Below are 25234 nucleotides of genomic sequence, written 5' to 3'. Positions count from 1 at the left end.
ATGTGGGTTTATATTCATTTTCCATCTAAAAATAAAGGAGGAGTTTTCATGCCAAAGGCAGCCATCAGCGATCACCTCGAACTGTATTATGAGGATTCAGGAAGCGGGACACCGGTCATTTTCATTCATGGCGTCTGGATGAGCAGCGCTTTTTTCAGAAAACAGCTCGGAAGGATTTCCGGGGCGAGAACCATTGCGGTCGATATGAGGGGGCATGGGAAATCAGGCAAGCCGCACTCCGGCCATACCATTTCTTCATATGCGAGGGATCTTAATGACTTTATGGAAAAGCTTGAGTTAAAAGATGTGGTCCTTGCCGGCTGGTCAATGGGAGCTTTTGTCGTCTGGGAGTATATTAAGCAGTTCGGGGAGCAAAATCTAAAGGGGACGATCATCGTTGATGAATTGCCTTCTGATTTCAAGTGGCCTGATTTCCCAATGGGTGCGTTTGATATGCCGGCCCTTATCCATTTTATGCAGGAAATCCAAAATAACAGGCACGGGTTTGTGAGCGGATTCCTGCCGCTGATGTTCAAAGAAACCATTGCGGAAAGAGATTTTGAATGGATGATGGATGCTGTTACAGCTATGCCTGAATCGATCGCTTCTAGCATCTTGTTTGATCAATCAATCGTTGATTACCGTACGCTCTATCCTGCCCTGAAAAAGCCGTCCCTGCTCTGTTATGGCAGGGAGGAAAAACTGATACCTGTCGCGGCTGGCCAATATATACAGGAACACAGCACTGATACTGAGCTGGTCATCTTTGAAGACAGCTGCCATTGCCCTTTCCTTGAAGAAGCTGATACATTCAATCAAACGGTTGAAGGTTTCCTTGCCAGGCTGGGATAATGGGTGAAGCCGGCTCATTCAGGATGAGCCGGCTTCTTTTTATGAAAGCTGTTCAGGCTCAGGATGCTGCTTCGACTTGATGGGCTGGCTCCCGAGATTTTTTTCATATTTCTTTTTTGATTCTTTAACAGGATCATAATCTCTGCCAAGCTCAATATCCTGATTATTGATGCCGTTTCTTGTCTTTTGTTCCGGATTATTCTGTTTTGAACGTTTTTTCATCCTGCTTCCCCCTTAATGCCTGAGCAATGTCATGCTGTTCTGAAGCTGCTGCAGCTGAAGCCTCATCCTGTGGAGCTGCTCCCGCTGCTGTGCATTGGCGCTGTGGGCAAGATCTGCCATATCATTGAAAGCAATTTCAAGCCCCTGCATTGCATCTGTGTATTCATGATTATTGAAGTGTTCCTGCATGCTTGCCTGCTGGTACTGCTCGTTTGCATTTCTTATCGCATCTTCACACTGCTGAAGAAATTGTTCTACAGATTGACGGGTAGCCATCATATACCCTCCTTATAAATCTCAGTGGAGAAGCTTTAAGCTTCCATATTAGTGTGTTTCACGGGCACATTTCTATCACAGACTTGAGGCGGGAAATCATGGCAGAACGCTTCCATGTCGAGCTAATAGGCAAAATTTTTAAAAAAAGCGGCTCTGTTAGACAGTGCTGTTGATTTTGGGCTCATTTAGCTCGCAGTCTTTCAGCACAGCTGAGGAAGGCGTGTTTCACACGAATGAGCCCAAAATCAACAAAGTAAATACTGCATGCCCCTTCAATTTAATTTATGGTAAAATCCATAATAGAAAAGCGGATGCCCCGCGTTTATCAAAGGAGGTGTCTGACATGAATCAGGCCAATCCTTTTTCATTTGCCTCAGACAATAAAAGATACCATACGTGGAATTACCATCTTCGCCAGGTTTTTGGCCATAAAGTCTTCAAGGTGGCTCTTGATGGAGGTTTTGACTGCCCGAACCGGGACGGTACACGTGCCTTTGGCGGCTGTACATTCTGCAGTGCCGCCGGCTCCGGCGACTTTGCCGGCAGCCGGGCTGATGATCTGGAAAACCAATTTAATGAAATCAAGCAGAAGATGCATCATAAATGGAAGGACGGCAAGTATATGGCTTACTTCCAGGCCTTCACCAACACCCATGCACCTGTCGAAGTATTGAGGGAGCGCTACGAAAAGGTGCTTGCACAGGAAGATGTTGTCGGCCTGTCGATAGCGACCCGCCCTGACTGCCTTCCTGATGATGTCATCGAATATCTGGCTGAATTGAACGAAAGAACTTACCTATGGGTGGAACTTGGCCTGCAGACAGTGCATGAGGGTACTGCCCTGCTGATCAACAGAGCACATGATTACCAATGCTATACTGACGGTGTCAGCAAGCTCCGCAGGCATGGCATCCGCGTCTGTTCGCATATCATTAACGGCCTTCCGCTTGAAACGCCGGACATGATGATGGAGACGGCCCGTGAGGTGTCCAAGCTTGATGTTCAGGGAATAAAGATTCACCTTCTTCACCTCCTGAAAGGAACACCTATGGTCAAGCAGTATGATAAAGGGATGCTTGAATTTCTCTCCCAGGAAGACTATGTCCGCCTCGTCTGCGATCAGCTTGAAATCCTTCCGCCGGAAATGATTATTCACCGGATAACGGGGGATGGACCAATCAATCTTATGATCGGCCCTATGTGGAGCGTCAATAAATGGGATGTCCTCAATTCCATTGACGCAGAGATGAAGCGCCGCGGCAGCTGGCAGGGAAAATATTATACACAGCCTTCTGAAACCGGTGCTTTACTGTAAATTCGTGTTCACATCAGCTGCACCGGCAATTCATCGGTGCAGCCTGTTTTGTCTTAATAGCTTATACCTATAATACATACTGTTATGCAATTGGAGGTTTGTCATGAAACTTGAGAGAATTCTTCCCTATGCCCGGACCATCCTTGAGAAAGCGGTAAGTCCCGGGGATATTGTTGTAGACGCCACTCTTGGCAATGGCCATGATGCCCTTTACCTGGCCAATCTGGTCGGGCCGAATGGGCGGGTATACGGCTTTGACATCCAGGAACAGGCTATACAAAATAGCAGAATCCGCTTATCCGGGCATGGCATGGAAGAGCGCGCAACGCTTTTCCACAGCGGCCACGAACAGCTCCTGGAATGCATACCGCCCGTCCATCATAAGAAGATTGCTGCGGCCATCTTCAATCTGGGCTATCTGCCGGGAAGCGACAAAACTGTGGTCACCCGGCCGCGCACAACCATTTCTGCAATTGAACAGCTCCTGGAAGTCATGCCGGCAGAAGCTGTCATCGTCCTGGTCATCTACCATGGACATTTTGAAGGAGCGGTTGAGAGGGACTATCTCCTGCGATATGTTAAAACCATTGAGCAGGAGCGCGCTCATGTCCTGCAATACCAATTTATCAACCAGGCCAATAAACCGCCTTTTATTATAGCCATCGAAAAAAGATGAAAGCCTGCCGCTGTGCAGGCTTCTTTGTTTTAGAACTGCAATGTACGGGAGGAAAGACTCCGGGGTGCAGGCCGGGCAGGTTTTAATACCTCTTTATCCAATAAAAAAAGCGCTGACCTGAGACAGCGCTTTACAATGCAATTTTTAAAAGAGCAGCCTGGCCAATCCAGCGGGCACCCATTTTTGCACAGTACGATAGGCCCTTCCATTAACATAAAAGAAATAACTGACCGGACCGCCTGTTTTTATGATATGGCGGGCCAGGCGGCGCACATGCTTCTGCCTGCGCACTTTTTCATCGGAGAGATAAATGCCGAGCAGCCCCCTGTTGATGAGCCGGTGGAAGCTTTTATGCGGCAGGCCTTCGATATGCTTATCCGCTTCGGCAATAAAGTGCTGCAATCGTGCAAAAAGCTGCTGTTCATCCTGATAATAGAAGCAGAAATTCAAATCTCCTCCCTCCAGGTCTTCCTCCTGGTCGATCAGGTAATCGAGGAGGATATGAAGTCCCTGGATATAAGGAAAATAGCCGTGGCGGATCTTTGCTGCATCCTCCTCGGCAAATTCATCAGACAGGGCGCAGGACACAAGACTGAAAATGCCGAGTGTAGAGCCTGAACAGGCTGAAAATTCATACCATTCCATTTCAGGCACAAGTCCTCTGTATTCTGCATGCCAGTTTTGCAGCCTATGGACCCGTTCTTCGGGACAGACATGTTTATGGATCTGCAGATCGGAATAATAGCGGCAAAGCTCCTTCAAATAAGAGCGGATGCTTTCATAATGCCTGCAGCTCCCCAGCATACCCCGGCACGCTCCGGCCAATTCTGCGAGATACCCGCCGTCCTCTTTCTCCTGCCGCTCCCGGTAGTAATCACCTGATCCCGGCTCCAGGGAAAGGGCATCTTCCATCGCTTCATGAAGGGCGGAGAAATCAGCAGGATCCAGGGAAGTGCTTCTGTCACAAAGATTGTCCAGATAATCGCTGATCGTCTGATAGGCAACAATAAACCGGACAGCCTCCTTGTACCGCTCCTTGGCCAAAAGGGCCATGATGGCGCCTCCCTCGCAGTGGAAGGCTTTATGGCCAATGCTTGCCAGCGCCTGCTTTCTAAGCTCCGGATCAGGGATGTTCCCGGCCCTTTCCCTCCAGTACGCCAGCTCGCGGTGGACTTCAGGGATTATTTTTTTATATACCTTTGTCATTAAAGGAATCGGCATGGAAGGTACAGTCATTTCAACACCTCTTATACAAGGTAGCCGAGCGTTTTCAGCTGGCTGTCGACAAAGTCCTTGGCATATTCGAAAATTTCTTCCCGTTCCGGTTCATTGAAGATTTCATGATAGCATTTAGGCCATTCCTTGAATCTTTTTTCAGACAAGGGGGCCTGATTGAACCAGTTTTTGACCGTTGCTTTATTGACAATCTTGTCCTCCCCTCCCTGCATGACAAGCATGGGGATATCCTGTGTCTTTTCCTGGTTTTCAAAAGCGAGCTTAATGGCATGGACCAGCTCCCTGTACCATCTGACAGACACCTTTGTCACATAAAGGCTGTCATTAAGATCTGCCTCCTGGACATCCTTGTTTCTTGTGGCCATTTCGATCGTCAGCCCGGAACTCATCCTGAGGCTCGGCGCCACTCTATTAAGCCCGTATGATAAAAGATTCAGCAAACCGGATGGCTTTTGGATGAGCCCGAGGCATGGCGAGGACAAGATGATCCCTGCCAGATTCATCCGTTCTTCCTGAAGCAGCCTGATTGACGCGAGGCCCCCCATGCTGTGCCCGAGCAGAAATACCGGCAGTTCAAACTGATAGGCAGCCTGTATCCAGTCCTTAATTTCAAATATGTATTCATCAAAGGAGTCGATATGGCCTCTTCTTGATCTGGTTGTCATGCCCTGGCCGGGAAGATCGCCCATAATTACATGAAAACCGGATAAACGCCACATTTCGATAAGCCAGCCGTACCGGCGATGATGCTCCATAGCACCATGGACCATCACGATCACCGCTTTAGCTTCACCTTCAGCTTCCCATTTCCACATAGTCTTCCTCCTGTTAGTACACAAATTTTCTACTAGCATTATCCTATAACCTGAAGCGGTTTGCCAAATGGCAGCTTCGGCAGAAAGTACAATCTTCTGAAAAAAATGGCGGCTTGCTCCGACAAAAAATGATAAAATCTAACTATTACAACTAGGGAGTGTATAAAATGATATACCCATATAAAGGGAAGATGCCCCGCATTTCGCCGACAGCGTACATCGCTGATTATGCAACCATCACCGGGGATGTCGAAATTGGCGACGAATCCAGCATCTGGTTCAATACGGTCATCCGCGGCGACGTAGCCCCGACAATCATTGGCAAAAAAGTAAATGTGCAGGACAATTCCGTCCTTCACCAAAGCCCTGATAACCCGCTTATCATTGAAGATGAAGCGACCATCGGACACCAGGTCATCCTTCACAGCTGCATCATCCGCAAAAAAGCGCTGGTCGGCATGGGGTCTATCATCCTCGACAATGCCGAAATCGGGGAAGGCGCCTTTATCGGGGCCGGCAGCCTGGTAGCTCAGGGCAAGAAGATCCCGCCCAATACACTTGCATTCGGAAGGCCAGCAAAGGTAATCAGGGAACTGACAGAAGAGGATATTAAGGATATGGAACGGATCAGCCGCGAATATGCCGAAAAGGGCCAGTATTATAAGTCGCTCAAAGACTAGAAGGCGGCTGCAGAACGGACAGGCTAGTTACTTTATATTTACCCTATTGGAAAAAACTTATGCTTATCAGCCAAAAGCGGCTGAATGGGCTGGAACACGATAACACAAGGTGGTGCAAATGAATTATCTCTTTATTGTTATTCTATTGCTGCTGATCTTTTTTCTTTCTCTTCTTTTAAAAGCAAAGAAAGGAAAACGTCTCTTCAGCCCTTTTATTCTATTTATCTTCATTGCTGTACTCCTTGCAGGGGCCATAGCCATTGACCATAATCAGCCAGGCTCGCCAGGCGGTATTGCAGACCGGATCAAGTCCTGGATCAAATCTCCTTTGACATCGGCGAGTTCCTTTTTGGACAAGACACTTGACCGGCCTATCATAAAAATCAAGGATGAGGTGCTGCTTGACGCCCCTGTTCTCCATCAGCTCCCTGAGCTTCCGCGGGGCTGCGAGGTCACTAGTCTCGGCATGCTGCTGCAGCATGCCGGGGTTCAGGCAGATAAAATGGCGCTCGCAAAGGAAATAGAAAAAGAACCGACTCCCTACAAAAAGGAGAATGGCACAGTATATTACGGCCATCCGAACGACGGCTTCATCGGTGACATGTATTCCCTTGATGGGCCCGGTCTTGGTGTATACCACAAGCCGGTCAAGGATTTGGCTGAAAAGTACCTGCCCGGCGATATAATCGATTTGACCGGTTCTGATTTTACAGAGCTGAAAACGCATCTATCAGATGGGCAGCCTGTCTGGGTGATTACGAACACGGCCTATCAGAAACTGTCTCCCGACTATTTCCAGACGTGGGAAACGCCAAGCGGGCCGGTTGAGATCACTTATAAAGAGCATTCTGTCCTGATTACAGGATATGATTCCGGATATGTATACTTCAACGATCCGCTCACAGGGGAGAAAAATAAAAAAGCACCCATTGATGGCTTTGAAGAAGCCTGGGTGCAGATGGGAAGACAGGCAATCACCTATCTTTCCCGCTAGCCTTTCATTGGCTGAAAGGATGGTTCGCTGATCAGTTCCTTTTCAAATGAATATTTCTTTTCGACATACACATCATGCCAGAGCATAAACATGAGCACAGTCCAGATTTTCCGGCTGTTGTCTGCTTTATCCTGGCAGTGGTCTTCAAGAAGCTTCAGAACATAATCTTTGTTGAGCAAATGATCCGTGCTGCTTTCGCGGATTATTTTTTTTGCCCACCCGTTCATCTCGTCCTTCAGCCAGTGGCGGATCGGGACAGGGAAGCCAAGCTTTTTGCGGGTAAGCACATGGTCAGGCACAACGCCCTCCGCCGCTTTTCTCAAGATATATTTGGTCGTTCCATTGGCCGTCTTCAGATTTGTCGGAATCCTTGAAGCTACATTGAATACCTCTTTATCAAGGAATGGCACGCGAAGTTCAAGGGAATGGGCCATGGTCATTTTGTCGGCCTTCAATAGAATGTCGCCGCGCATCCAGGTGTGGATGTCGATATACTGCATACGGTCCACAGGATCATAGCCCTGGCTCTCCGCATATAAAGGCCTTGTAATATCTTTATAATCGATGCCGTTCTGGTAGACGCCAAGCAGCCTGCGCTTTTCTTCTTCAGTGAACATTTTTGCATTGCCGATATATCTTTCTTCCATCGGAGTCACGCCGCGTTCAATGAAGCTTTTGCCTTTCATGCCCTCAGGCATCATCCTGGCAATCAGCCTCAGGAAGGCTTTCCCGACCTGCGGTATTTTATTGAACATTTCAAGCGACTGGGGCTCGCGGTAAATATTATATCCGCCGAACAGCTCATCCGCACCCTCGCCTGAAAGCACAACCGTTACATGCTTGCGTGCTTCACGGGCAACGAAATATAAAGGCACACATGCCGGATCTGCGAGCGGATCATCCATATGCCACATGATCCTCGGCAGTTCATCCATATACTCCTGCGGTGTGATCACATAGCTGATGTTTTCAACACCCAGCTTATCCGCTGTTTCTTTGGCTACATCAATTTCGCTGAATCCGTTCCGCTCAAAGCCGACAGAAAATGTCTTGATATTCGGATGATATTGTTTTGCAATGGATGCAATGATGGAAGAATCGATGCCGCCGGACAGGAATGAACCAACCGGTACATCGCTTCGCATATGCATTTTAACGGAATCGAACAGGACGTCTTTTATTTCTTTCACAAATTCCGGCTCAGACTTTTGGACAGGCTGGAAGGATGCTTTCCAATAGCGTTTGATGTCCATCGGAGAACCGATTTTCTTTGTGAAGTAATGGCCCGGTTCAAGCTTATGGATGCCAGCGGACATTGTTTCCGGCTCCGGAACAAACTGGTAAGTTAAATAATGCTGGAGAGACTCATAGTTAAGGACGTCATTTTCCAGCGCCATCAGGATACTTTTCTTTTCAGAACCAAAGAATGTCTTCCCATCATTTTCGAGGTAGAAGAAAGGCTTGATTCCGAAATGGTCCCTTGCCCCGTATAAGGACTGCTCCTGCTTATCCCAAATGACAAATGAGAACATACCGCGGAGTTTTTCAACCGCTTTTTCCTTCAGGTGGCTGTAAAGAGCGATAATTACTTCTGTATCTGAATTCGTCTCAAATGTAAGGCCTTCTTTTAAAAGCTCTTCCCGAAGCTCCACATAATTGTAGACTTCCCCGTTGAAAATGATCCAGTATCTTTCATTTTCATAGGTCAGAGGCTGATGGCCGCATTCGATGTCAATGATGCTCAGGCGGCGGAAGCCGAACTGAATATGCTCATCATTATAATAGCCTGCATCATCCGGCCCCCTGTGGGTGATGATATTATTCATATTTTCAAACTGCTGCTTTTGCGCATCATTCATAACTTGCGCATTTTCATGGACACAGCCGATAAAACCGCACATTATGTAGTTCACCTTCTTCAATTTAGTCAAAATCCCATTCCGTCTGAAAAAAACAGCGGAAGGCATTCATGCCGGTGCAGTGTCTGCCCGGGCAGCCATAATCTGCAATATTACACATTGTTTCCCCAAAAAACATACTCTCTAATACTACCACTAAACGTGAAAAAATGGCACTATCAACATTAAAACGGGTACGGGAAAAATTAGGCATTTACATGAATTATTTACAGTTCAGCGGGCCGTTAAACGCTCCTATCCTATTAGACGAAATATAAAAGCGGGAGCTGCATATTTCAGCACTCCCGCTTTTTCTGTCTTTATAATAATTATTTACCAGCCTGCTGGCGCAATGTGTCTGCTTTATCAGTGCGCTCCCAAGGAAGATCAACATCAGTACGGCCAAAATGTCCGTAAGCTGCAGTCTGCTTGTAGATAGGGCGGCGCAGATTCAGCATATTGATGATGCCTGCAGGGCGAAGATCAAAGTTATCGCGTACAAGGTCGACAAGCGTATCTTCGCTTACAGTCCCTGTTCCGAAGGTATCCACAGAAATAGAAACCGGCTGTGCTACGCCAATTGCGTAGGCAAGCTGGACTTCAACCTTATCAGCAAGGCCTGCAGCAACAATATTCTTCGCTACATAGCGGGCTGCATAAGCTGCTGAACGGTCAACCTTTGTAGGATCCTTGCCGGAGAATGCGCCTCCGCCGTGGCGCGCATATCCGCCGTAAGTATCAACAATGATTTTGCGGCCAGTCAAACCTGCATCCCCTTGAGGTCCGCCGATCACAAAACGGCCTGTAGGATTGATGAAGTATTTTGTATTTTCATCGATCAGTTCTTTTGGAACGACCGGATTGATGACATGTTCTTTCAGGTTGCGCTGGATTTGCTCCAGGCTGATTTCAGGATGATGCTGTGTAGAGATAACAATGGTATCGATGCGCACCGGCTTGTCGTTCTCATCATACTCAACAGTCACCTGTGTCTTGCCATCCGGACGGAGGTAAGGAAGAATCTCTTCTTTGCGGACTTCTGTCAGGCGGCGTGATAATTTGTGTGCCAGGGAAATCGGAAGAGGCATAAGCTCTTTCGTTTCATTGCAGGCAAAGCCGAACATAAGGCCCTGGTCCCCTGCGCCGATCGCTTCGATTTCTTCATCCGACATTTGGCCTTCACGCGCTTCAAGCGCCTGGTCGACACCCATTGCAATGTCAGCTGACTGCTCATCAATGGAAGTCAATACGGCACATGTTTCGGAATCAAAGCCATATTTAGCACGGGTATAGCCGATTTCCTTGATTGTTTCGCGGACAAGCTTTGGAATATCAACATATGTAGATGTTGTAATTTCACCTGCAACAAGGACTAACCCTGTTGTAACAGATGTTTCAGCAGCAACGCGGGCATTTGCGTCTTTTGCTAAGATAGCGTCTAAAATAGCATCAGAAATCTGGTCACAGATTTTATCCGGATGACCTTCAGTAACTGATTCAGAAGTAAACAAACGGCGTTTATTTGACATCTGATTTCCTCCTTATTTATAAGAATAGAGTGAGGTTCTTATCCGGCGCTACACCTTATTCTTCCCCTCGGATTGATACGGTACTCATTCCCTAAGTAGTATTGAATAAACATGGAGTTTTTATCCCGCTCTCGCGTATGCATTGCTTCACAATCTGCATAACCGGCTGGTCCCGTACCACGGGATCGCATCTTTTCAGGCAAGTGCTGAAAAGGCTGGTCCCTGCTGGTGCAGAGAACCGGTCAAAGGCATTATATATAAGCCAGGCACAAAATAGATCGTATGATTTCATCCTGTTAAATGCATAGCCCTTGTAAATCAGCTTTATGCAAAAACTTCCATAATATGCAATTAAAAGGCTCCCTCAAAATGCAAAATAAAAAACCTTCCCAAAGTGAAAAGGTTGAAAGCAAAATGATTCGCGCCTTTCACTCTTATCGTTCAAGGAATCTTCCTTGCGTCAGGTTAGCACCTTTGCTAAAAACAGACCATTGCTGGCTGGTCATTTGAACCGTTATGCTCTTTTCAGCATATATCCGTTTTCAAAAGCATCATTAGCAGGTTGCTGGGTTTCATCGGGCCTGTCCCTCCACCAGCTCGGGATAAGAGAGTATCCGTTCAAGGTAAAATCATAACGTACAGATGTAGTGGCGTCAATCATTTTCTCCGCTATAGCAAGAAGAAATTCATCCTGCACCTGCTGAAAATATGATATGGAAGTTAATCACAGGGAACAGCTGCCATCCTTGCATTTCTTCCTAAGCAGTTTATGTCTGTTCCGTGCAATCCACCGGTATACCGGAACTCCGGCAGCAGATGCGAAAGGAAGGTGCATAAAGAGCCCGAAAACGAAGGTCAGGGGGAACAGCAGCAATAGCTTTCTTACTGCATAGAAACCTTTCAGGACCTTTTTTTCAGGAGTTATAATATGAAGCTCTTTCCTGAGCTCCCTGCTGCTGAACTGAATTTCTCCATGCTCCTGTTCATATTTCTGGAGTGAAACCCAGTCTACCCTGTGAAGCAGATCAAGCTTTTGGAAAGATTTTTTTGTCATCTGGCAAAGCTGGCAAGTATTATCGTAAAGGGCCATCGTTTTCACATTACCATCTCCCGCCTGTAAAATCGTGCATTTTATTAAATTTTACCATACCTTTCAATCAATATAGAAGCAGTGTAAACTTATATATATAATATATGTTTTATTATATATAATGCCCCTTCTGCTTAGCCGCAGGAGTTCCCCCCGCTTTGGCAAGCCCCCTTAATTTGTGTTGTGCAAATAATATGCCGCAAAGTCCGGAAAGAATTTCTATCTTCTTGAACAATTTGTGACACCTTTCACATTCTATTGAATTACCCTTTAAAATTGCTTATGATGATAACAGATTGTGAACTATGTAACATATACACTATTATTATGTTATTAAACTTTCAGCCATTGAGAAAGGGGCTTATCCATGAAAAAGAAATATTCTTTGCTTTTAGGAATATTTACAATCATTACTATTCTATCAGGCTGTGAGCCGCTGATGGTGCTGGATCCCAAGGGGCCTCAGGCCGCCGTCCAGGCAAAAGACATCATCCTGTCAACGGCAATCATGTCTGTCATCGTCCTTGTGGTTTTTGCCATGCTTGCTTATATGCTCTATAAATACCGCTCTTCAAAGCAAAGCAAGGATTATGAACCGCCGCATATTAAAGGAAATTTTCTGGTCGAAGCGGTCTGTGTCGGTATCCCCGTCCTGATCGTCATCTTCCTTTCAGTTGTATCCACACAAAGCAACTATAAAGTGGAATCAGCACCTACAGGATACGGCGACAAAGAGCCTTTAGTCGTATATGCATCATCTTCTAACTGGAAATGGCATTTCAGCTATCCAGAAGAAGATATCGAAACAGTCAACTATCTGTATGTACCGACTGACCGCCCGCTTGAATTTAAGCTCTATTCATACGGACCGATCACAAGCTTCTGGATCCCTCAGCTTGGCGGACAAAAATATGCCATGGCTGATATGGTCAACACTTTGCACCTGGGAGCAGATGAACCCGGTGAATATATGGGGCGCAATGCCAACTTTAACGGAAAAGGCTTTGCTGAAAATACATTCAATGTAACAGCCATGCCGCAGGAAGAGTTTGACCAATGGGTTGATGACGTCAAAGAGACGGCTGAGCCTCTTACAGAAGAAAAATTCGATGAACTGCTTGAACCAGGGCATCTTGGACAATCCACTTATACCGGGACACATCTTGATTTCATGCCTGCTCCTGAAGGCGAGCATGGCGGCCATAACCATGGTTCCAGCTCTGACAGTGATGACGCTGATTCTGATCATGAACATCATGAGAATATGGATATGGAAGAGGACGGATCTGGCGACAATGGCCACTCAGAACATGAAGGCCATTAATAAGAACAGACCCGCTACCCTAGAAAGGAGTTTTAAATCCTATGGAATTCTTTGAACGTTTTGCCATTCCGCATCCAAGCCCTGTTATCTATGCGTCAATGGTTGCTATAGGTTTAACGGTTATTGCCATCATTGCAGGCTTGACCTATTTCAAAAAATGGGGCTATCTGTGGAGAGAATGGCTGACAACAGTCGACCATAAACGGATTGGGATCATGTATCTGATTTCCGCCCTGCTCATGCTTTTCCGAGGCGGCGCAGATGCGATCATGATGCGTGCCCAGCTGGCTGTGCCGGATAATACACTCCTTGACGCACAGCACTATAATGAAATTTTTACAACACACGGAACAGTAATGATCCTGTTCATGGCCATGCCATTCATCATGGCATTCATGAACTTTGTCGTGCCGCTCCAGATCGGGGCACGGGACGTTGCTTTCCCTAAGCTTAATGCACTCAGCTTCTGGCTCTTCTTTATGGGTGCCATGCTGCTGAACATCTCATTCGTTATCGGCGGTTCGCCTGATGCCGGCTGGACTTCCTACTTCCCGCTTGCAGGCACCGAGTTCAGTGAATCAGTCGGAACCAACTATTATATGTTCTCACTGCAGATCGCTGGTTTGGGTACATTGATGACCGGTATCAATATGGTGACGACCATCCTAAGGATGCGTGCGCCTGGCATGACATTGATGAAAATGCCAATGTTCACATGGTCATCACTTGTTGCCAGCATCATTATCGTATTTGCTTTCCCTGTACTGACGGTTGCTCTTGCAATGGGATCTCTTGACAGATTATTTGCCACTAACTTCTTTACGACCAGCAATGGCGGTATGGATATGCTGTGGGCAAACTTCTTCTGGGTATGGGGACACCCTGAGGTATACATCCTGATACTTCCTGCTTTCGGTATATACAGCGAGATCATCTCAACGTTCGCACGCAGGAACCTTTATGGCTATAAATCAATGGTAGGATCCATGGTGATCATTTCACTCTTATCCTTCCTTGTCTGGACCCACCACTTCTTTACAATGGGCCAGGGAGCTTTGACAAACAGTATTTTCTCTATTACAACCATGGCGATTGCCGTGCCGACCGGAGTTAAGATCTTCAACTGGCTCCTGACGCTCTGGAAAGGGAAAATCACGATTACGACGCCAATGCTTTATTCCCTTCTCTTCATCCCGATTTTCACAATCGGCGGGGTAACAGGTGTCATGCTCGGAATGTCGGCTGCGGATTACCAGTATCATAATACAATGTTCCTGGTTGCCCACTTCCATATGGTTATTATTCCGGGTGTAGTTTTCGCGATGCTTGCCGGTTTCCATTTCTACTGGCCGAAAATGTTCGGCTACATCCTGAACGAAAAGATCGGGAAGCTGACTGCATGGATTATCTCCATGAGTACACTCCTTGCTTTCATGCCGATGTTCTTCTCAGGATTGGACGGACAGGCGCGCCGTGCGTACACTTACTCTGAAGCTACTGGATACGGAATCTGGAATATGCTTTCCTTTATTGGAGCTGCAGGGCTTGCTGTCGGATTCGCCCTGATTGTTTACAATGTGTATTACAGCACACGCTATGCTTCAAGAGATATCGGTTCAGATCCTTGGGATGCACGTTCACTTGAGTGGGCGACAAACACACCGGTGCCGGTATATAACTTTGCCGTACTGCCTGAGGTGAAGACTTCTGAAGGCCTCTGGGATGCGAAGAAACACGGACACAACCTATTCCCTGGCAAATATGAAGAAATCCATATGCCGAATAACAGCGGCTTGCCATTTATCTTAAGCTGCATCTTCTTTGCATGGGGCTTCTCCTTCATCTTTGCTATGTGGATTCCAGTCATCATCACAACAATCGGCATCTTTGCCTGCATGGCAGTATGGTCGTTCCAAAAGGATTATGGCTACCATATCCCGGTTAAGGAAATCGAAAAAACTGAAAATGAAACTAATATGCGGGGTGCTAACTAATGAAAATAGATCACTCGCTGCCGCTTGAATTTAGTACTGAAGAAAATAAGACAAAGATATTGGGATTCTGGATTTTCCTTGGTGCGGAAATCATGCTTTTCGCAACACTCTTTGCAGGATATTTTACCTTGGTGGACAGGACCGGAAGCGGTCCGTCTGCCGGTGAAATCTTTGAGATCTCACCAGTATTGATTGAGACATTTGTTCTTTTGACGAGCAGCTTTACGATCGGGCTGGCCATTCACGCCATGAGGCTCGGCAATAAAAAAGCGATGCTTGCATTCTTTGGGATTACCATCCTTCTTGGACTTGGATTCCTGAGTGTAGAGATTTACGAGTTCATACACTATGTCCATATCGGTGCAGGACTTCAGACAAGCGCCTTTACAGCGATCCTGCTCACTACACTGGGGACTCACGGACTCCACGTTACGTTCGGGATTTTCTGGGGACTGGCAATCATGCTGCAGGTGAAAAAACGCGGACTGAATCCCCACACTGCCAATAAGTCATTCATCTTTTCACTGTATTGGCACTTCCTTGATGTTGTGTGGATCTTCATCTTCAGCTTCATTTACCTGAAAGGACTGATGTAAACATGAGCGAATTATTCCCTCGCAAACAAGTGATGGGCTTTGTATTCTCACTAATCCTGACAGCAGTGGCCCTCATGGTTTACTTCTTTGACATGTCCTATGCGGCCGGGCTGACGATTCTTGTCATTACGGCATTCATCCAGGCTGCCCTGCAGCTGGTTGTATTCATGCACGCAGGCGAATCGGAGGATAAAGGAACGATTTTTACCAATATTTATTATTCGATCTTCATTGCCCTGGTGACTGTGTTTGGTACATTGCTTACCATGATTTGGGGTTATATGTAGGATTAAAAGTAGCAGTGCCTTGGTTAGCCCCTCGAGGGCTAGGCGCTGCAGCAAGATATAGGAGTGCCTTTTGTGGCGCTCCTATTTTTTTTGGCTTATAAATGAGGGCTGTTGATTTGCGTTCCAGGCACTTCGCTTTCCGCGGGGCGAAGTTGAGCCTCCTCAGAGCAAGCTCTTGCGGGGTCTCAACATTTTCGCTGCAATCCCGCTGGAGTCTTCGTGCCTTCCACTCCAATCAACATGTTTAGAAATTTTTTATGGCAACCCACAGGTCTAGAGAGAAAATCAGTTCATGCCTATACCCACATCGTAGAACCATACAGGTACTGAAGATATTTCCGAATCGTCTTTTTCCGCAAAATAAAAGGAGCGTCATCCGACGCTCCTATTTTTTGTGCTGTACTGTCAGTCTGCAGCCTTCTGTTTTTTCGAGCATTTCTTCTGTTGCTTTAAAGAAGATGCCCATGAGGAAAATGAAAACTGCTCCGATGACCATTCCGATTCCGATAGGAGTCAGTAAGCTGGAACCGTTTGCAAAAAATCCAGCCAGAAAAGTGAGAATTCCTGCTGCCAGGATGGCTCCGCCGATATTTTTGGTGAAGATTATAACCTTTTGATTGCTGTTCATGCTTATCGCTCCCCTTTTTTCCTTATTATCCCTCTTCGTTCACCATATTGTCAATATATATTCACGGAATATCCCTTGACTTTGTTATTTTTTTACCCTTCATAATAAAAAATTATGCAGCTTTCCTTTGAGAATAGGTGAATTGTTGCAATTTCTTGTTAACACAAGGAAAAAAGTTAAATAGTATAGATTAATAATTTAAATGTGTTATACTATTTTTGAGATGTAATCACTTTCAAAAACAAATTGGCAAAGGAAGGTATTCATCAGATGAATTCTGTAAGCATCCCAAACGAACTCAGCACTCTATTGCAAGGCCAGAATATTCAAATGCAATTGTCTGTACCCCAGCTTGTGGAAAAAGTACTGAATAAACAGGAAGGCGTCCTGACGGCAACTGGTGCAATCTGCGCCACAACCGGAAAATATACCGGCCGGTCGCCAAAGGATAAATATATTGTTGAAGAAGAATCCGTCAAGGATAAGATCGACTGGGGACCAGTGAACCAGCCTATTTCCGAAGAGATCTTTTCAAGTCTTTATACTAAAGTGATCGATCATTTAAAAGATAAAGAAGAAGTTTACGTGTTTAAAGGTTTTGCAGGAGCCGACACAAAGCACAGGCTTCCTATTCAAGTAATCAATGAATATGCATGGCACAATCTTTTTGCCCATCAGCTTTTCATACGTCCTTCTGAAGAAGAGCTGCTCGAACATGAAGCTGCCTTCACAGTCATTTCCGCCCCTGATTTTAAAGCAGATCCGGCAATTGACGGGACACAGTCCGAGACGTTCATCATTGTATCCTTCGAGCGCAGGACTATATTGATTGGCGGCACGGAATATGCCGGGGAAATCAAGAAGTCGATATTCTCTATCATGAATTATGTCCTTCCGGAAAACGGCATCCTGTCTATGCACTGTTCGGCAAACGTCGGCACAGAAGGCGATGTGGCCCTTTTCTTCGGGCTGTCAGGAACAGGGAAAACAACACTTTCCGCTGATCCAAACCGCCGCCTGATCGGAGATGATGAGCACGGCTGGTCATCAACAGGAGTTTTCAATGTCGAGGGTGGATGCTATGCAAAATGCATCGGCCTGACACGCGAGAAGGAGCCGCAGATTTTTGACGCCATCCGCTTCGGATCTGTCCTGGAAAATGTCATCGTCAACCAGGAGTCACGCCTTCCGGATTATGACGATAATACATTGACTGAAAATACCCGTGCAGCCTATCCGCTCCAGGCTGTCGACAATATCGTCGATCCGAGTGTCGCCGGCCATCCGAATACGATTATTTTCCTGACGGCGGATGCATTTGGGGTACTGCCTCCAATCTCCAAGCTTTCTAAAGAGCAGGCCATGTACCATTTCTTAAGCGGCTATACGTCAAAGCTTGCCGGAACTGAGCGCGGCATCACTTCCCCGCAGGCTACATTCTCAACCTGCTTCGGGTCACCATTCCTGCCTTTGCCGGCAATGAGGTATGCCCAAATGCTCGGCGAGAAAATCAGCGAGCATAATGCCAACGTCTTCCTAGTCAATACAGGCTGGACAGGCGGGGAGTACGGAACAGGCAGCCGCATGAAGCTTGCCTACACACGCGCAATGGTTCAATCTGCTTTGATCGGTGAACTGAATCATGCTGAAACTGCAAAGGATGAAATCTTTGGCCTTGAGATTCCGCTTCACGTGCCTGGTGTTCCTGATGATGTCCTTCAGCCAGTAAAAACATGGGCAGATCCGGAAGCATATGCCGAAAAAGCAAAAGAGCTTGCCGCCCAATTCAGGGCCAATTTCAAAAAATTCACAGACGTACCGGCTGAAATCGAGGAAAAAGGCGGTCCTTCAGAGGCCTGACTATCGATTAAAGCTGAGATTCTTTTAACAGTGAATAGGTAAAAGCAGCAAGCCGTGCCCGGAATCCTGGCACGGCTTGCTGTTCTATCCATATTTCTTTTGATGCGCTTTTTTTAGTTCCAGATACTCCTGATCCTCTCTGATCAGGTTCCATTTTCCCTTAAAAATACGGGCCGACTCCGCTTTTTCCTGATCAATGTTTCTTTCCTTTACCTCCCCATCTTCATCATACTTGCGTCCGCCTTTATAATTCGCATACCGCCTTGCACGCGTGTAGCCCATCTGAATGAATTTACGGCTCATGTCCATGCCGGGAAAATCTCCTTTTTTCTTATACTCCAGATAAAGCTGATAAATCTTTTCCGATGACTCCTTTGCAATCTCCGGCGTCCGGAAACGCCAATGGGGAAGAATTTCACTTTTATACGGTTCGACCAGCAGTACCCCCTGCTCCCCTCTTCCAACCCTGTATTTCTCCGGATTTTTGCGGAAATCGATCTGTTCAAAGTCCATTTTATAATCAAATGCCACTGTTATCATCTCCCTGCTTATCCATTCCTTTTCAGGCAGTCTTCAAAACAACATGGGGCAGTTTGCTCTCTTTTAGATTCTGTAATTGGATAGAAAGCTTAAAAATTCCCTCTGCTTTGAATGGCTGTACCGCATGATTGCATAGGCAGCTGCTTCCGGCAGCTGTATATTCCTGCATTCTACCTCCAGAAGCCGTCCTTCCAGAAGCTCCCGCCTGACAGTCGACTCAGGCAGGAAAGATACGCCAAGGCCTTCGGCTATAAAGCGCTTGGTTATATGCGTCTGTGACACCCGCATCATTTTTACGCGGGGATAACGGATCTTTACCTCCCTGCAAAGCTGGTCCCAATAGCCTGGGTGGTTATGTGTCAGAAGATAGGCAGACAAAAGAACCTCTTCTTCATCAAGGGGCGGAGCACTTTCCAAATCTCTCCCGTCATGTCCGGCGACAAGCATCACCCTGTCATTGTATAGAAGCTCTGATATCATTTGCGGGTCAGCGGCCGGAAGACATGACAGGCCGATATCCACTTCCCCCTTGCTGACAGCTCCTTCTATATCGGAAGAATCAGCGATCACGACTGAAATCTCGACCTCGGGATGCTGTTTTATATAGCTTTTCAGTACATATGGAAGGATGGTATCAGCAACCAGCGGGGAAATCGCAATATTCAGTGATGAAGTGAACCCCTGTGAAATGGACTGCAAATCCTCAAGGCTTTGCTGATGGACAGCCATCAGCTTCCGGCAGTGTTCCAGATACCTTCTGCCTTCTTCGGTCAGTTCCACTTTTCTGCCTCCCCGTTCAAAAAGAGATGCCCCAGTCTCTTTTTCCAGCTGCCTTATATGAACTGTAACAGTAGGCTGCGAGATATAAAGCAGGTCTGCCGCTCTCCGGAAGCTGCCAGTCTCTGCCGCTGCGATGAATGTTGTCACCCAGCTTAAATCCATAGCTCCATCCCTCCTGATTAATTTTCTTAATCATTTCAATTAAAAATAATTAATTTTCTTAATAATTAATATTTTATACAATGAAAGCAGCTAAGGAAAGGAGAATGAGAATGATTGCTAAAGGATTAAAAGGAATCATTGCTGCTGAAACCTCTGTTGGCCATGTAGATGGATTAAAGGGACAGCTGATTTACCGTGGCTATGAAATCGGGGAGCTGACCAGGACGTGCTCTTTTGAAGAGGCTGCTTTCCTGCTTTGGCACGGCCGCCTGCCCGCCCGCGGGGAACTGGACGATTTGACGAGTGAACTCCGCTCATTCAGGGCGATTCCTCCGCATGTGGCCAGCATTATAACAGCCATGCCCGTGTCTTCCGGCATGATGGACGTGTTAAGAACCGCTGCATCCTCACTTGGAGGAAGCCTGGAAAAGCCTGCGGTAAGGCAGGCTGTCCAGCTGACCGCTCTCATACCAGTGATGATCGCCTTCAGGAGCCGGCTGCTGGAAGGGAAGCAGCCGGTAGATCCTGAACCTTCTTTGGGCCATGCTGCGAATTATCTTTATATGCTGAAGGGAAAAATTCCTGAAAAGGCCCATTCAGAGGCCTTGGAAACGTATCTGCTTCTTACAATGGAACATGGGATGAATGCTTCGACTTTTTCAGCAAGAGTGACTGCCTCCACAGAATCAGACCTTATTTCAGCCATTACTTCAGCAATCGGCACAATGAAAGGCCCGCTGCACGGAGGGGCTCCATCAGGAGTGATAGAGCTGCTGGATGAAATAATGGAGCGGGGAGATGCAGAAGCTGTCATCAGGGAGAAATTGGAGCGGGGAGAAAAGCTGATGGGGTTTGGCCATCGCATCTACAAAACGCTGGATCCGCGGGCAGCGGCATTAAAGGATAAGCTTCAGCAGTTTTCCGGCCATGATACATGGCTTGATATGGCGATGGAGACGGAAAAGACAGCATTGAGGCTGCTGGGGGAATATAAGCCGGGCCGGTCATTATATACAAATGTCGAATATTACGCAGCAGCCATCATGAAAGCCCTTAAGATGGACTCTTCCCTCTTTACACCAACATTCACTGCTGCCCGGATAGCGGGCTGGACAGCACACGTCATTGAACAGGCCGGCAACAATGCGATCTTTCGTCCAGAATCGCTGTATATCGGTCCGCTTCACTAATCTTTCCTCTTAGGCCGTTTACAAAAAATGAACAGGCCTCCATTACAGGGGCCTGCCTTTTTAGTTAGTTGAATTCAATGCTACCAGCTGATAGGTGATGCGTGTTTTTCCCTCTTCCATTTCAAGCTTCCTGATCAGGGCAGTTCCGCTTTGATCAGCTTCTTTTGTTTTGCGGACTTCTACGGGGATGTCCAGCGGGTAAATCCTGTAGCCTTCTTTTTCAAGTGTAAAATAATTGTCTTCAAGCCTGGTTTCCCTGCCCTTTGTCACAATCATTGTATTTAATTCCAAAGGCATTCCCATAGGATATCTCTCCTTCATTCTCTAATCTACTCTTATAGTACAGTATTCAGCCTGTTTTTTCATCCATGCAGTTAAATCGGAAACCACCCTGCGGTTGACCGCCGGCGGGAAGTAATGGGTATATTCGTTGAAATACCAGCTCTCGACCGGCTTCCCCAATGCCTTCAGGCGCTTTTCAAGCCTGTAGGCGTGCTCGACGGAAACATTGTGGTCCTTAGCTCCATGAATGATCAGCACGGGAGGCCCCATATCCTCAAGATGGTAGAGGGGGGTCCTGCTCTCATACCGTTCAGGATATTTAACCGGTGTTCCCCCGATGACCCTCTTCATCATTCTCCGCAAATCCTTCCTCTCCACATACGTCAATGCCATATCACTGACTCCGCCCCACGTAACGACAGATGCAGCTTCAGGATGATGGATGGCTGCAAGGAGTGCCATGACTCCTCCCCTGGAAAAGCCAAAAATATGGACTTTATCTACACGAGGATGATGCTGAAGAAGGCGGAAGCCTGAAAATGCATCTTCCCTGTCTTCACCAGCAAAGTCTTCATTTCCTTCCCCGCCCTGGTTTCCCCGGTAAAATGGCGCAAATACAATGAAACCTTCCGAAGCAAATTGGACAATCCGCCCCGGCCTGACTTTCCCGACATTTTTGATTCCGCCCCGCAAATAAAGGAACCCGTCATAGATCTCCCCATCCTTCGGCTCTGCCAGCAGGCCTTTAATCTTTAATCCCCCGGCTGTATAAGTGATAAGGCTCAATTCAATGGCAGGGTTTGGGGAAGGATAGCGCTGCCTGTCTATAATCATTTCTTCCATCAATTCTCATCTCCTTAGACCCTGCAGAATGATAGGCACAAAGCCTTCCTTCAAATTTCCGTTCCTGGGCATTCACACATTTTTTGCCCAAATCATACGATAGCTTAGATAAGAACACACACCTTTACACACGGGAGGCAATAGCATGAAAAGAGCTTTAAAAATAGGTTTTTCTTTGCTGGCTGTATTTGTACTGCTGGTGCCGCTGGCGGCTTGCAGCAAAGACGAAGTCCAGACTGTCAGGATTGCGGAAGTTACCCGTTCCATCTTCTATGCTCCCCAATATGTTGCCCTTGAAAAGGGATTTTTCAAAGAAGAAGGCCTTGATGTCAAACTGACAACCACCCCTGGCGGAGATAAAACGATGACAGCCCTTCTTTCGGATGGAGCTGATGTGGCGCTTGTCGGTTCTGAAACCTCCATCTATGTATACGGCCAGGGCACAAATGATCCTGTCATCAATTTTGCGCAGCTGACACAGACAGATGGAACCTTCCTCGTATCCCGGGAAAAGATCAACGACTTTTCATGGGATCAGCTGAAGGGGAAAACCTTCCTTGGCCAGCGCAAAGGCGGAATGCCGCAGATGGTAGGGGAGTTTGTATTGAAGAAGCATGGAATCGATCCCCAGGAAGATTTAAACCTGATCCAAAATGTAGATTATGCCAATATCGCTCCAGCCTTTGCTTCGGGCACCGGTGAATTCGTGCAGCTTTTCGAACCGACGGCCAGCGTGTTTGAAAAAGAAGGCAAAGGGCATATTGTCGCCTCCTTTGGCACAGAATCCGGTCATGTACCTTATACCACTTTTATGGCAAAAGAAAGCTATATGAAAGAAAACAGTGAAACGGTTGAGAAATTTGCCCGCGCAATCTATAAAGCCCAGCAGTGGGTTGACTCTCATGAACCAAAAGAAACAGCTGAAATAATCCAAAAATATTTCGAGGATACTGACCTTGATATCATTGAAATGGTAGTGGACCGCTACAGAAGCCAAGGCTCGTTTGCAGCTGATCCAATATTGGATGAAGAGGAATGGAAGAACCTGCAGGATATTATGGATGAGGCCGGCGAGCTTCCGAAACGGATTGATCATAAAACATTAGTAAATACAGAGATTGCCGAAAAGGTGATGAAGTAGGCAAGGCTCTGAATTTAAAGAAACGGAGGGTGAAAAAATGGACTTTCTCGAGATTGAGCAGATCAATCATACTTATTTTACCAAAAATACTGCAAACACGGCCCTCTCTGATATTACCTTAAGCATCAAGGAAGGGGAATTTGTCTCCTTCCTTGGCCCAAGCGGCTGCGGAAAGACTACGCTTCTGTCCATTATTGCAGGCCTAATAGACCCCTCAGAGGGCAAGGTCTCCCTTGAGGGGCGCCCAGTCAATGTTTTTGAGCGGAAGATTGGTTATATGCTCCAGCAGGACTATCTATTCCCCTGGAAAACAATCGAGGAGAACATCTTGATCGGCTTAAAGCTTGCAGGAGAAGACACCGGCAGCAAAAGGGATTATGCTTTCAGCCTGCTTGCTGAAATGGGTTTATCCGGTGTTGAAAAACAGTTCCCCAAACAGCTGTCGGGAGGCATGCGCCAGCGGGTGGCCCTGGTGCGCACCCTTGCTGCTGAACCAAAGCTGCTGATGCTCGACGAGCCCTTCTCCGCCCTTGACTATCAGACTAAATTGAAGCTTGAAGACCTTGTCTCAGGCACGCTGAAAGCTTTCGGGAAAACGGCCATCCTTGTGACGCATGATATCGGCGAGGCCATCGCCATGAGCGATAGGATATTCATGTTTTCCCCTCGCCCCGGAAGGCTCCATAAAACCTTCCACATCCCGGATGAACTGCGGCATCTCAGCCCTTTTCAGGCCAGAAGCCATTCTTTTTATTCTACATTGTTCCAGACAGTATGGAAGGAGATGGAGTCCCTTGAGTCAGAATAACAGGATTGAAGCCCTGCATCTTGAATACAAGAAGGGGCTGAGACGCGAGAAAAGGCGGGTCCGCTTTTTTCAGCTGGTCATATTCGCTTTCTTTTTTGCCGGCTGGGAGATATTCAGCAGGAACGAATGGATCAATCCGCTGATTTTCAGCTCGCCATCAAAAGTATGGGATCTGTTCCTGTCCAAACTGAGCGACGGCTCTCTCCTGGCCAACCTTGGAATCACCCTTTCGGAAACTGTGTTCGGCTTTGTCCTGGGAACCTTCCTTGGCACATTGCTGGCTGCCATTCTCTGGTGGTCTCCTATCATCCAGAAAATACTGGATCCGTATCTTGTCATACTGAATGCCATGCCCAAGGTTGCTCTCGGGCCAATCCTGATTGTCGCCCTCGGTCCGAGCTTTACATCGATCGTCGCCATGGGCGCCATCATATCAGTCATTATTACAACCATAGTCGTTTATACATCCTTTAAGGAAGTGGATCCCAACTATCTGAAGGTGCTCCGGACCTTTGGCGCCACCAGGGCCCAATGCTTTAAGGAAGCCATCCTTCCAGCCTCATTCCCTGTCATCATCTCCACATTGAAGGTCAATGTCGGCCTGTCCTGGGTCGGAGTGATTGTCGGAGAATTCCTGGTTTCTTCAAAGGGGCTTGGCTATATGATCATTTACGGGTTCCAGGTGTTCAATTTTACGCTTGTCATGCTGTCGCTCCTCGTCATCGCTGTCTTTGCCACTATTATGTACCAGCTTGTGGATCTGCTCGAGAAAAAACTGATTAAAAGCTGAATGTTGCCAGCCTGGCGTTTCAATTTTCCCCTGCCCTTAAATGGGGCTGTTGATTTGCGTTCCAGGCACTTCGCTTTCCGCGGGGCGGCGCTGAGCCTCCTCTTCGCTGCCGCTCCTGTGGGGTCTCAGCCTTGCCGCTATCTCCCAGTCGAGTAAGCGGGAGCACATTCAGTTTTCCCTGCAGTGCTCCTCACTCCTCACAGAACCGTGCGTGCAGTATTACCGCACACGGCTCTTCCTATCATCCTTCACAGACTATAACCAATGTCATCTCTTAGTTTATAGATATTCACTTTTATCCTCGGTTTAGGCAAAGGGTACTTTTCAAGGAATAATTTAAATTTCTCCCAGCTGAAAGACTTCCTTTGGCTTCTCCGATTCATCCACTTAAAGAGTAGTTTCCGGATTCTATCCAGGAAGTTTTCT

26 protein-coding genes and 1 riboswitch are annotated in these 25234 nt (G+C 47.0%); of the genes, 14 read left to right on the top strand and 12 right to left on the bottom strand.

Features of this window, described 5'->3' with window-relative positions; genetic code table 11:
• Positions 1-48 precede the first annotated feature (48 nt).
• A complete protein-coding gene (locus FZD51_RS19590; protein ID WP_148976315.1) occupies positions 49-852 on the top strand; it encodes an alpha/beta fold hydrolase in 804 nt (267 codons plus the stop codon).
• A gap of 39 nt (positions 853-891) precedes the next feature.
• Here FZD51_RS19590 and FZD51_RS19585 read toward each other — a convergent pair whose 3' ends face one another.
• Positions 892-1074, bottom strand: a complete 183-nt coding sequence (locus FZD51_RS19585) for a hypothetical protein (protein WP_022544302.1) — start codon at positions 1072-1074, stop codon at positions 892-894.
• A gap of 12 nt (positions 1075-1086) precedes the next feature.
• Entirely contained in the window at positions 1087-1350 is a 264-nt protein-coding gene (locus FZD51_RS19580) for a YtzC family protein (RefSeq protein WP_148976455.1), read from the bottom strand.
• Between the two features lie 343 nt (positions 1351-1693).
• On the opposite strand from FZD51_RS19580, the gene mnmL reads away from it, so the two are divergent.
• On the top strand, positions 1694-2665 hold the full coding sequence (gene mnmL, locus FZD51_RS19575) for a tRNA modification radical SAM protein MnmL/YtqA (protein ID WP_148976314.1): 972 nt from the start codon (positions 1694-1696) through the stop codon (positions 2663-2665).
• Between the two features lie 103 nt (positions 2666-2768).
• Positions 2769-3341, top strand: coding sequence for a tRNA 5-(aminomethyl)-2-thiouridylate-methyltransferase MnmM (mnmM, locus tag FZD51_RS19570; protein WP_148976313.1), 573 nt, complete (start codon positions 2769-2771; stop codon positions 3339-3341).
• A 144-nt stretch (positions 3342-3485) separates the two neighbouring features.
• Here the strand turns inward: mnmM and FZD51_RS19565 are convergent, their stop codons facing one another.
• Complete coding sequence (locus FZD51_RS19565) at positions 3486-4577, bottom strand: tetraprenyl-beta-curcumene synthase family protein (protein WP_148976312.1); 1092 nt, start codon at positions 4575-4577, stop codon at positions 3486-3488.
• 11 nt (positions 4578-4588) lie between these two features.
• On the bottom strand, positions 4589-5392 hold the full coding sequence (locus tag FZD51_RS19560; protein WP_148976311.1) for an alpha/beta hydrolase: 804 nt from the start codon (positions 5390-5392) through the stop codon (positions 4589-4591).
• Positions 5393-5559: 167 nt separating this feature from the next.
• Between FZD51_RS19560 and FZD51_RS19555 the strand changes: the two genes are divergently transcribed.
• Together FZD51_RS19555 and FZD51_RS19550 are read left to right on the top strand one after the other, a co-directional pair.
• Positions 5560-6072: a gamma carbonic anhydrase gene (locus FZD51_RS19555; RefSeq protein WP_148976310.1), complete on the top strand. Its 513-nt coding sequence runs from the start codon at positions 5560-5562 to the stop codon at positions 6070-6072.
• 118 nt (positions 6073-6190) lie between these two features.
• Positions 6191-7066 carry a C39 family peptidase gene (locus tag FZD51_RS19550; protein ID WP_148976309.1) on the top strand — a complete coding sequence of 292 codons (876 nt, stop codon included), beginning with the start codon at positions 6191-6193 and terminating at the stop codon, positions 7064-7066.
• On the opposite strand, the gene asnB is transcribed toward FZD51_RS19550, so the two are convergent.
• From asnB to FZD51_RS19535, 3 genes are all read right to left on the bottom strand, one after another.
• The gene (gene asnB, locus FZD51_RS19545; RefSeq protein WP_148976308.1) at positions 7063-8967 is read right to left on the bottom strand and encodes an asparagine synthase (glutamine-hydrolyzing); all 1905 of its coding nucleotides are present in this window, start codon (positions 8965-8967) and stop codon (positions 7063-7065) included. The genes FZD51_RS19550 and asnB overlap by 4 nt on opposite strands.
• 326 nt (positions 8968-9293) lie before the next feature.
• Complete coding sequence (gene metK / locus FZD51_RS19540) at positions 9294-10493, bottom strand: methionine adenosyltransferase (protein ID WP_094769578.1); 1200 nt, start codon at positions 10491-10493, stop codon at positions 9294-9296.
• 431 nt (positions 10494-10924) lie between these two features.
• Positions 10925-11102, bottom strand: a riboswitch (SAM riboswitch).
• Positions 11103-11217: 115 nt separating this feature from the next.
• Positions 11218-11583, bottom strand: a complete 366-nt coding sequence (locus FZD51_RS19535) for a thiol-disulfide oxidoreductase DCC family protein (RefSeq protein ID WP_187445841.1) — start codon at positions 11581-11583, stop codon at positions 11218-11220.
• 367 nt (positions 11584-11950) lie between these two features.
• Here FZD51_RS19535 and qoxA point away from each other — a divergent pair, with 367 nt between their 5' ends.
• The 4 genes from qoxA to qoxD are packed head-to-tail and all read left to right on the top strand — an operon-like array spanning position 11951 to position 15784.
• Positions 11951-12907, top strand: a complete 957-nt coding sequence (gene qoxA / locus FZD51_RS19530; protein WP_148976306.1) for a cytochrome aa3 quinol oxidase subunit II — start codon at positions 11951-11953, stop codon at positions 12905-12907.
• Positions 12908-12948: 41 nt separating this feature from the next.
• Positions 12949-14901 (top strand): cytochrome aa3 quinol oxidase subunit I, encoded by a 1953-nt coding sequence (qoxB, locus tag FZD51_RS19525; RefSeq protein WP_009795278.1) that lies wholly within the window; start codon positions 12949-12951, stop codon positions 14899-14901.
• A complete protein-coding gene (gene qoxC, locus FZD51_RS19520; RefSeq protein ID WP_009795279.1) occupies positions 14901-15497 on the top strand; it encodes a cytochrome aa3 quinol oxidase subunit III in 597 nt (198 codons plus the stop codon). The genes qoxB and qoxC overlap by 1 nt, the downstream gene beginning before the upstream one ends.
• Positions 15498-15499: 2 nt before the next feature.
• The gene (qoxD, locus tag FZD51_RS19515; RefSeq protein WP_148976305.1) at positions 15500-15784 is read left to right on the top strand and encodes a cytochrome aa3 quinol oxidase subunit IV; all 285 of its coding nucleotides are present in this window, start codon (positions 15500-15502) and stop codon (positions 15782-15784) included.
• Positions 15785-16169: 385 nt separating this feature from the next.
• Here the strand turns inward: qoxD and FZD51_RS19505 are convergent, their stop codons facing one another.
• Positions 16170-16412: a hypothetical protein gene (locus tag FZD51_RS19505; RefSeq protein ID WP_009795282.1), complete on the bottom strand. Its 243-nt coding sequence runs from the start codon at positions 16410-16412 to the stop codon at positions 16170-16172.
• Positions 16413-16682: 270 nt separating this feature from the next.
• On the opposite strand from FZD51_RS19505, the gene pckA reads away from it, so the two are divergent.
• Positions 16683-18272, top strand: a complete 1590-nt coding sequence (pckA, locus tag FZD51_RS19500; RefSeq protein WP_148976304.1) for a phosphoenolpyruvate carboxykinase (ATP) — start codon at positions 16683-16685, stop codon at positions 18270-18272.
• Between the two features lie 84 nt (positions 18273-18356).
• Here the strand turns inward: pckA and FZD51_RS19495 are convergent, their stop codons facing one another.
• Together FZD51_RS19495 and FZD51_RS19490 are read right to left on the bottom strand one after the other, a co-directional pair.
• Positions 18357-18803 carry a DUF4385 domain-containing protein gene (locus FZD51_RS19495; protein WP_148976303.1) on the bottom strand — a complete coding sequence of 149 codons (447 nt, stop codon included), beginning with the start codon at positions 18801-18803 and terminating at the stop codon, positions 18357-18359.
• 72 nt (positions 18804-18875) lie between these two features.
• The gene (locus tag FZD51_RS19490) at positions 18876-19754 is read right to left on the bottom strand and encodes a LysR family transcriptional regulator (protein WP_148976302.1); all 879 of its coding nucleotides are present in this window, start codon (positions 19752-19754) and stop codon (positions 18876-18878) included.
• Between the two features lie 110 nt (positions 19755-19864).
• On the opposite strand from FZD51_RS19490, the gene FZD51_RS19485 reads away from it, so the two are divergent.
• Positions 19865-20944, top strand: a complete 1080-nt coding sequence (locus tag FZD51_RS19485; RefSeq protein ID WP_148976301.1) for a citrate synthase/methylcitrate synthase — start codon at positions 19865-19867, stop codon at positions 20942-20944.
• 60 nt (positions 20945-21004) lie between these two features.
• Here FZD51_RS19485 and FZD51_RS19480 read toward each other — a convergent pair whose 3' ends face one another.
• Positions 21005-21247 carry a DUF2584 domain-containing protein gene (locus FZD51_RS19480; protein ID WP_148976300.1) on the bottom strand — a complete coding sequence of 81 codons (243 nt, stop codon included), beginning with the start codon at positions 21245-21247 and terminating at the stop codon, positions 21005-21007.
• A 21-nt stretch (positions 21248-21268) separates the two neighbouring features.
• The gene (locus tag FZD51_RS19475) at positions 21269-22069 is read right to left on the bottom strand and encodes an alpha/beta hydrolase family protein (RefSeq protein ID WP_148976299.1); all 801 of its coding nucleotides are present in this window, start codon (positions 22067-22069) and stop codon (positions 21269-21271) included.
• A gap of 145 nt (positions 22070-22214) precedes the next feature.
• Here FZD51_RS19475 and FZD51_RS19470 point away from each other — a divergent pair, with 145 nt between their 5' ends.
• Genes FZD51_RS19470 through FZD51_RS19460 form a run of 3 tightly spaced genes read left to right on the top strand, consistent with a single transcriptional unit; the run spans position 22215 to position 24808 of the window.
• Positions 22215-23210: an ABC transporter substrate-binding protein gene (locus tag FZD51_RS19470; protein WP_148976298.1), complete on the top strand. Its 996-nt coding sequence runs from the start codon at positions 22215-22217 to the stop codon at positions 23208-23210.
• A gap of 37 nt (positions 23211-23247) precedes the next feature.
• Positions 23248-24018: an ABC transporter ATP-binding protein gene (locus tag FZD51_RS19465; protein ID WP_148976297.1), complete on the top strand. Its 771-nt coding sequence runs from the start codon at positions 23248-23250 to the stop codon at positions 24016-24018.
• On the top strand, positions 24005-24808 hold the full coding sequence (locus FZD51_RS19460; RefSeq protein ID WP_148976296.1) for an ABC transporter permease: 804 nt from the start codon (positions 24005-24007) through the stop codon (positions 24806-24808). The genes FZD51_RS19465 and FZD51_RS19460 overlap by 14 nt, the downstream gene beginning before the upstream one ends.
• Positions 24809-25234: the final 426 nt, after the last annotated feature.

This window comes from Bacillus infantis (assembly GCF_008180445.1).
Classification (GTDB): domain Bacteria; phylum Bacillota; class Bacilli; order Bacillales; family Cytobacillaceae; genus Bacillus_AB; species Bacillus_AB infantis_B.
The sequence above is the reverse complement of the archived record's forward strand: the minus strand, read 5'-3'. Positions and strand labels throughout refer to the sequence as shown.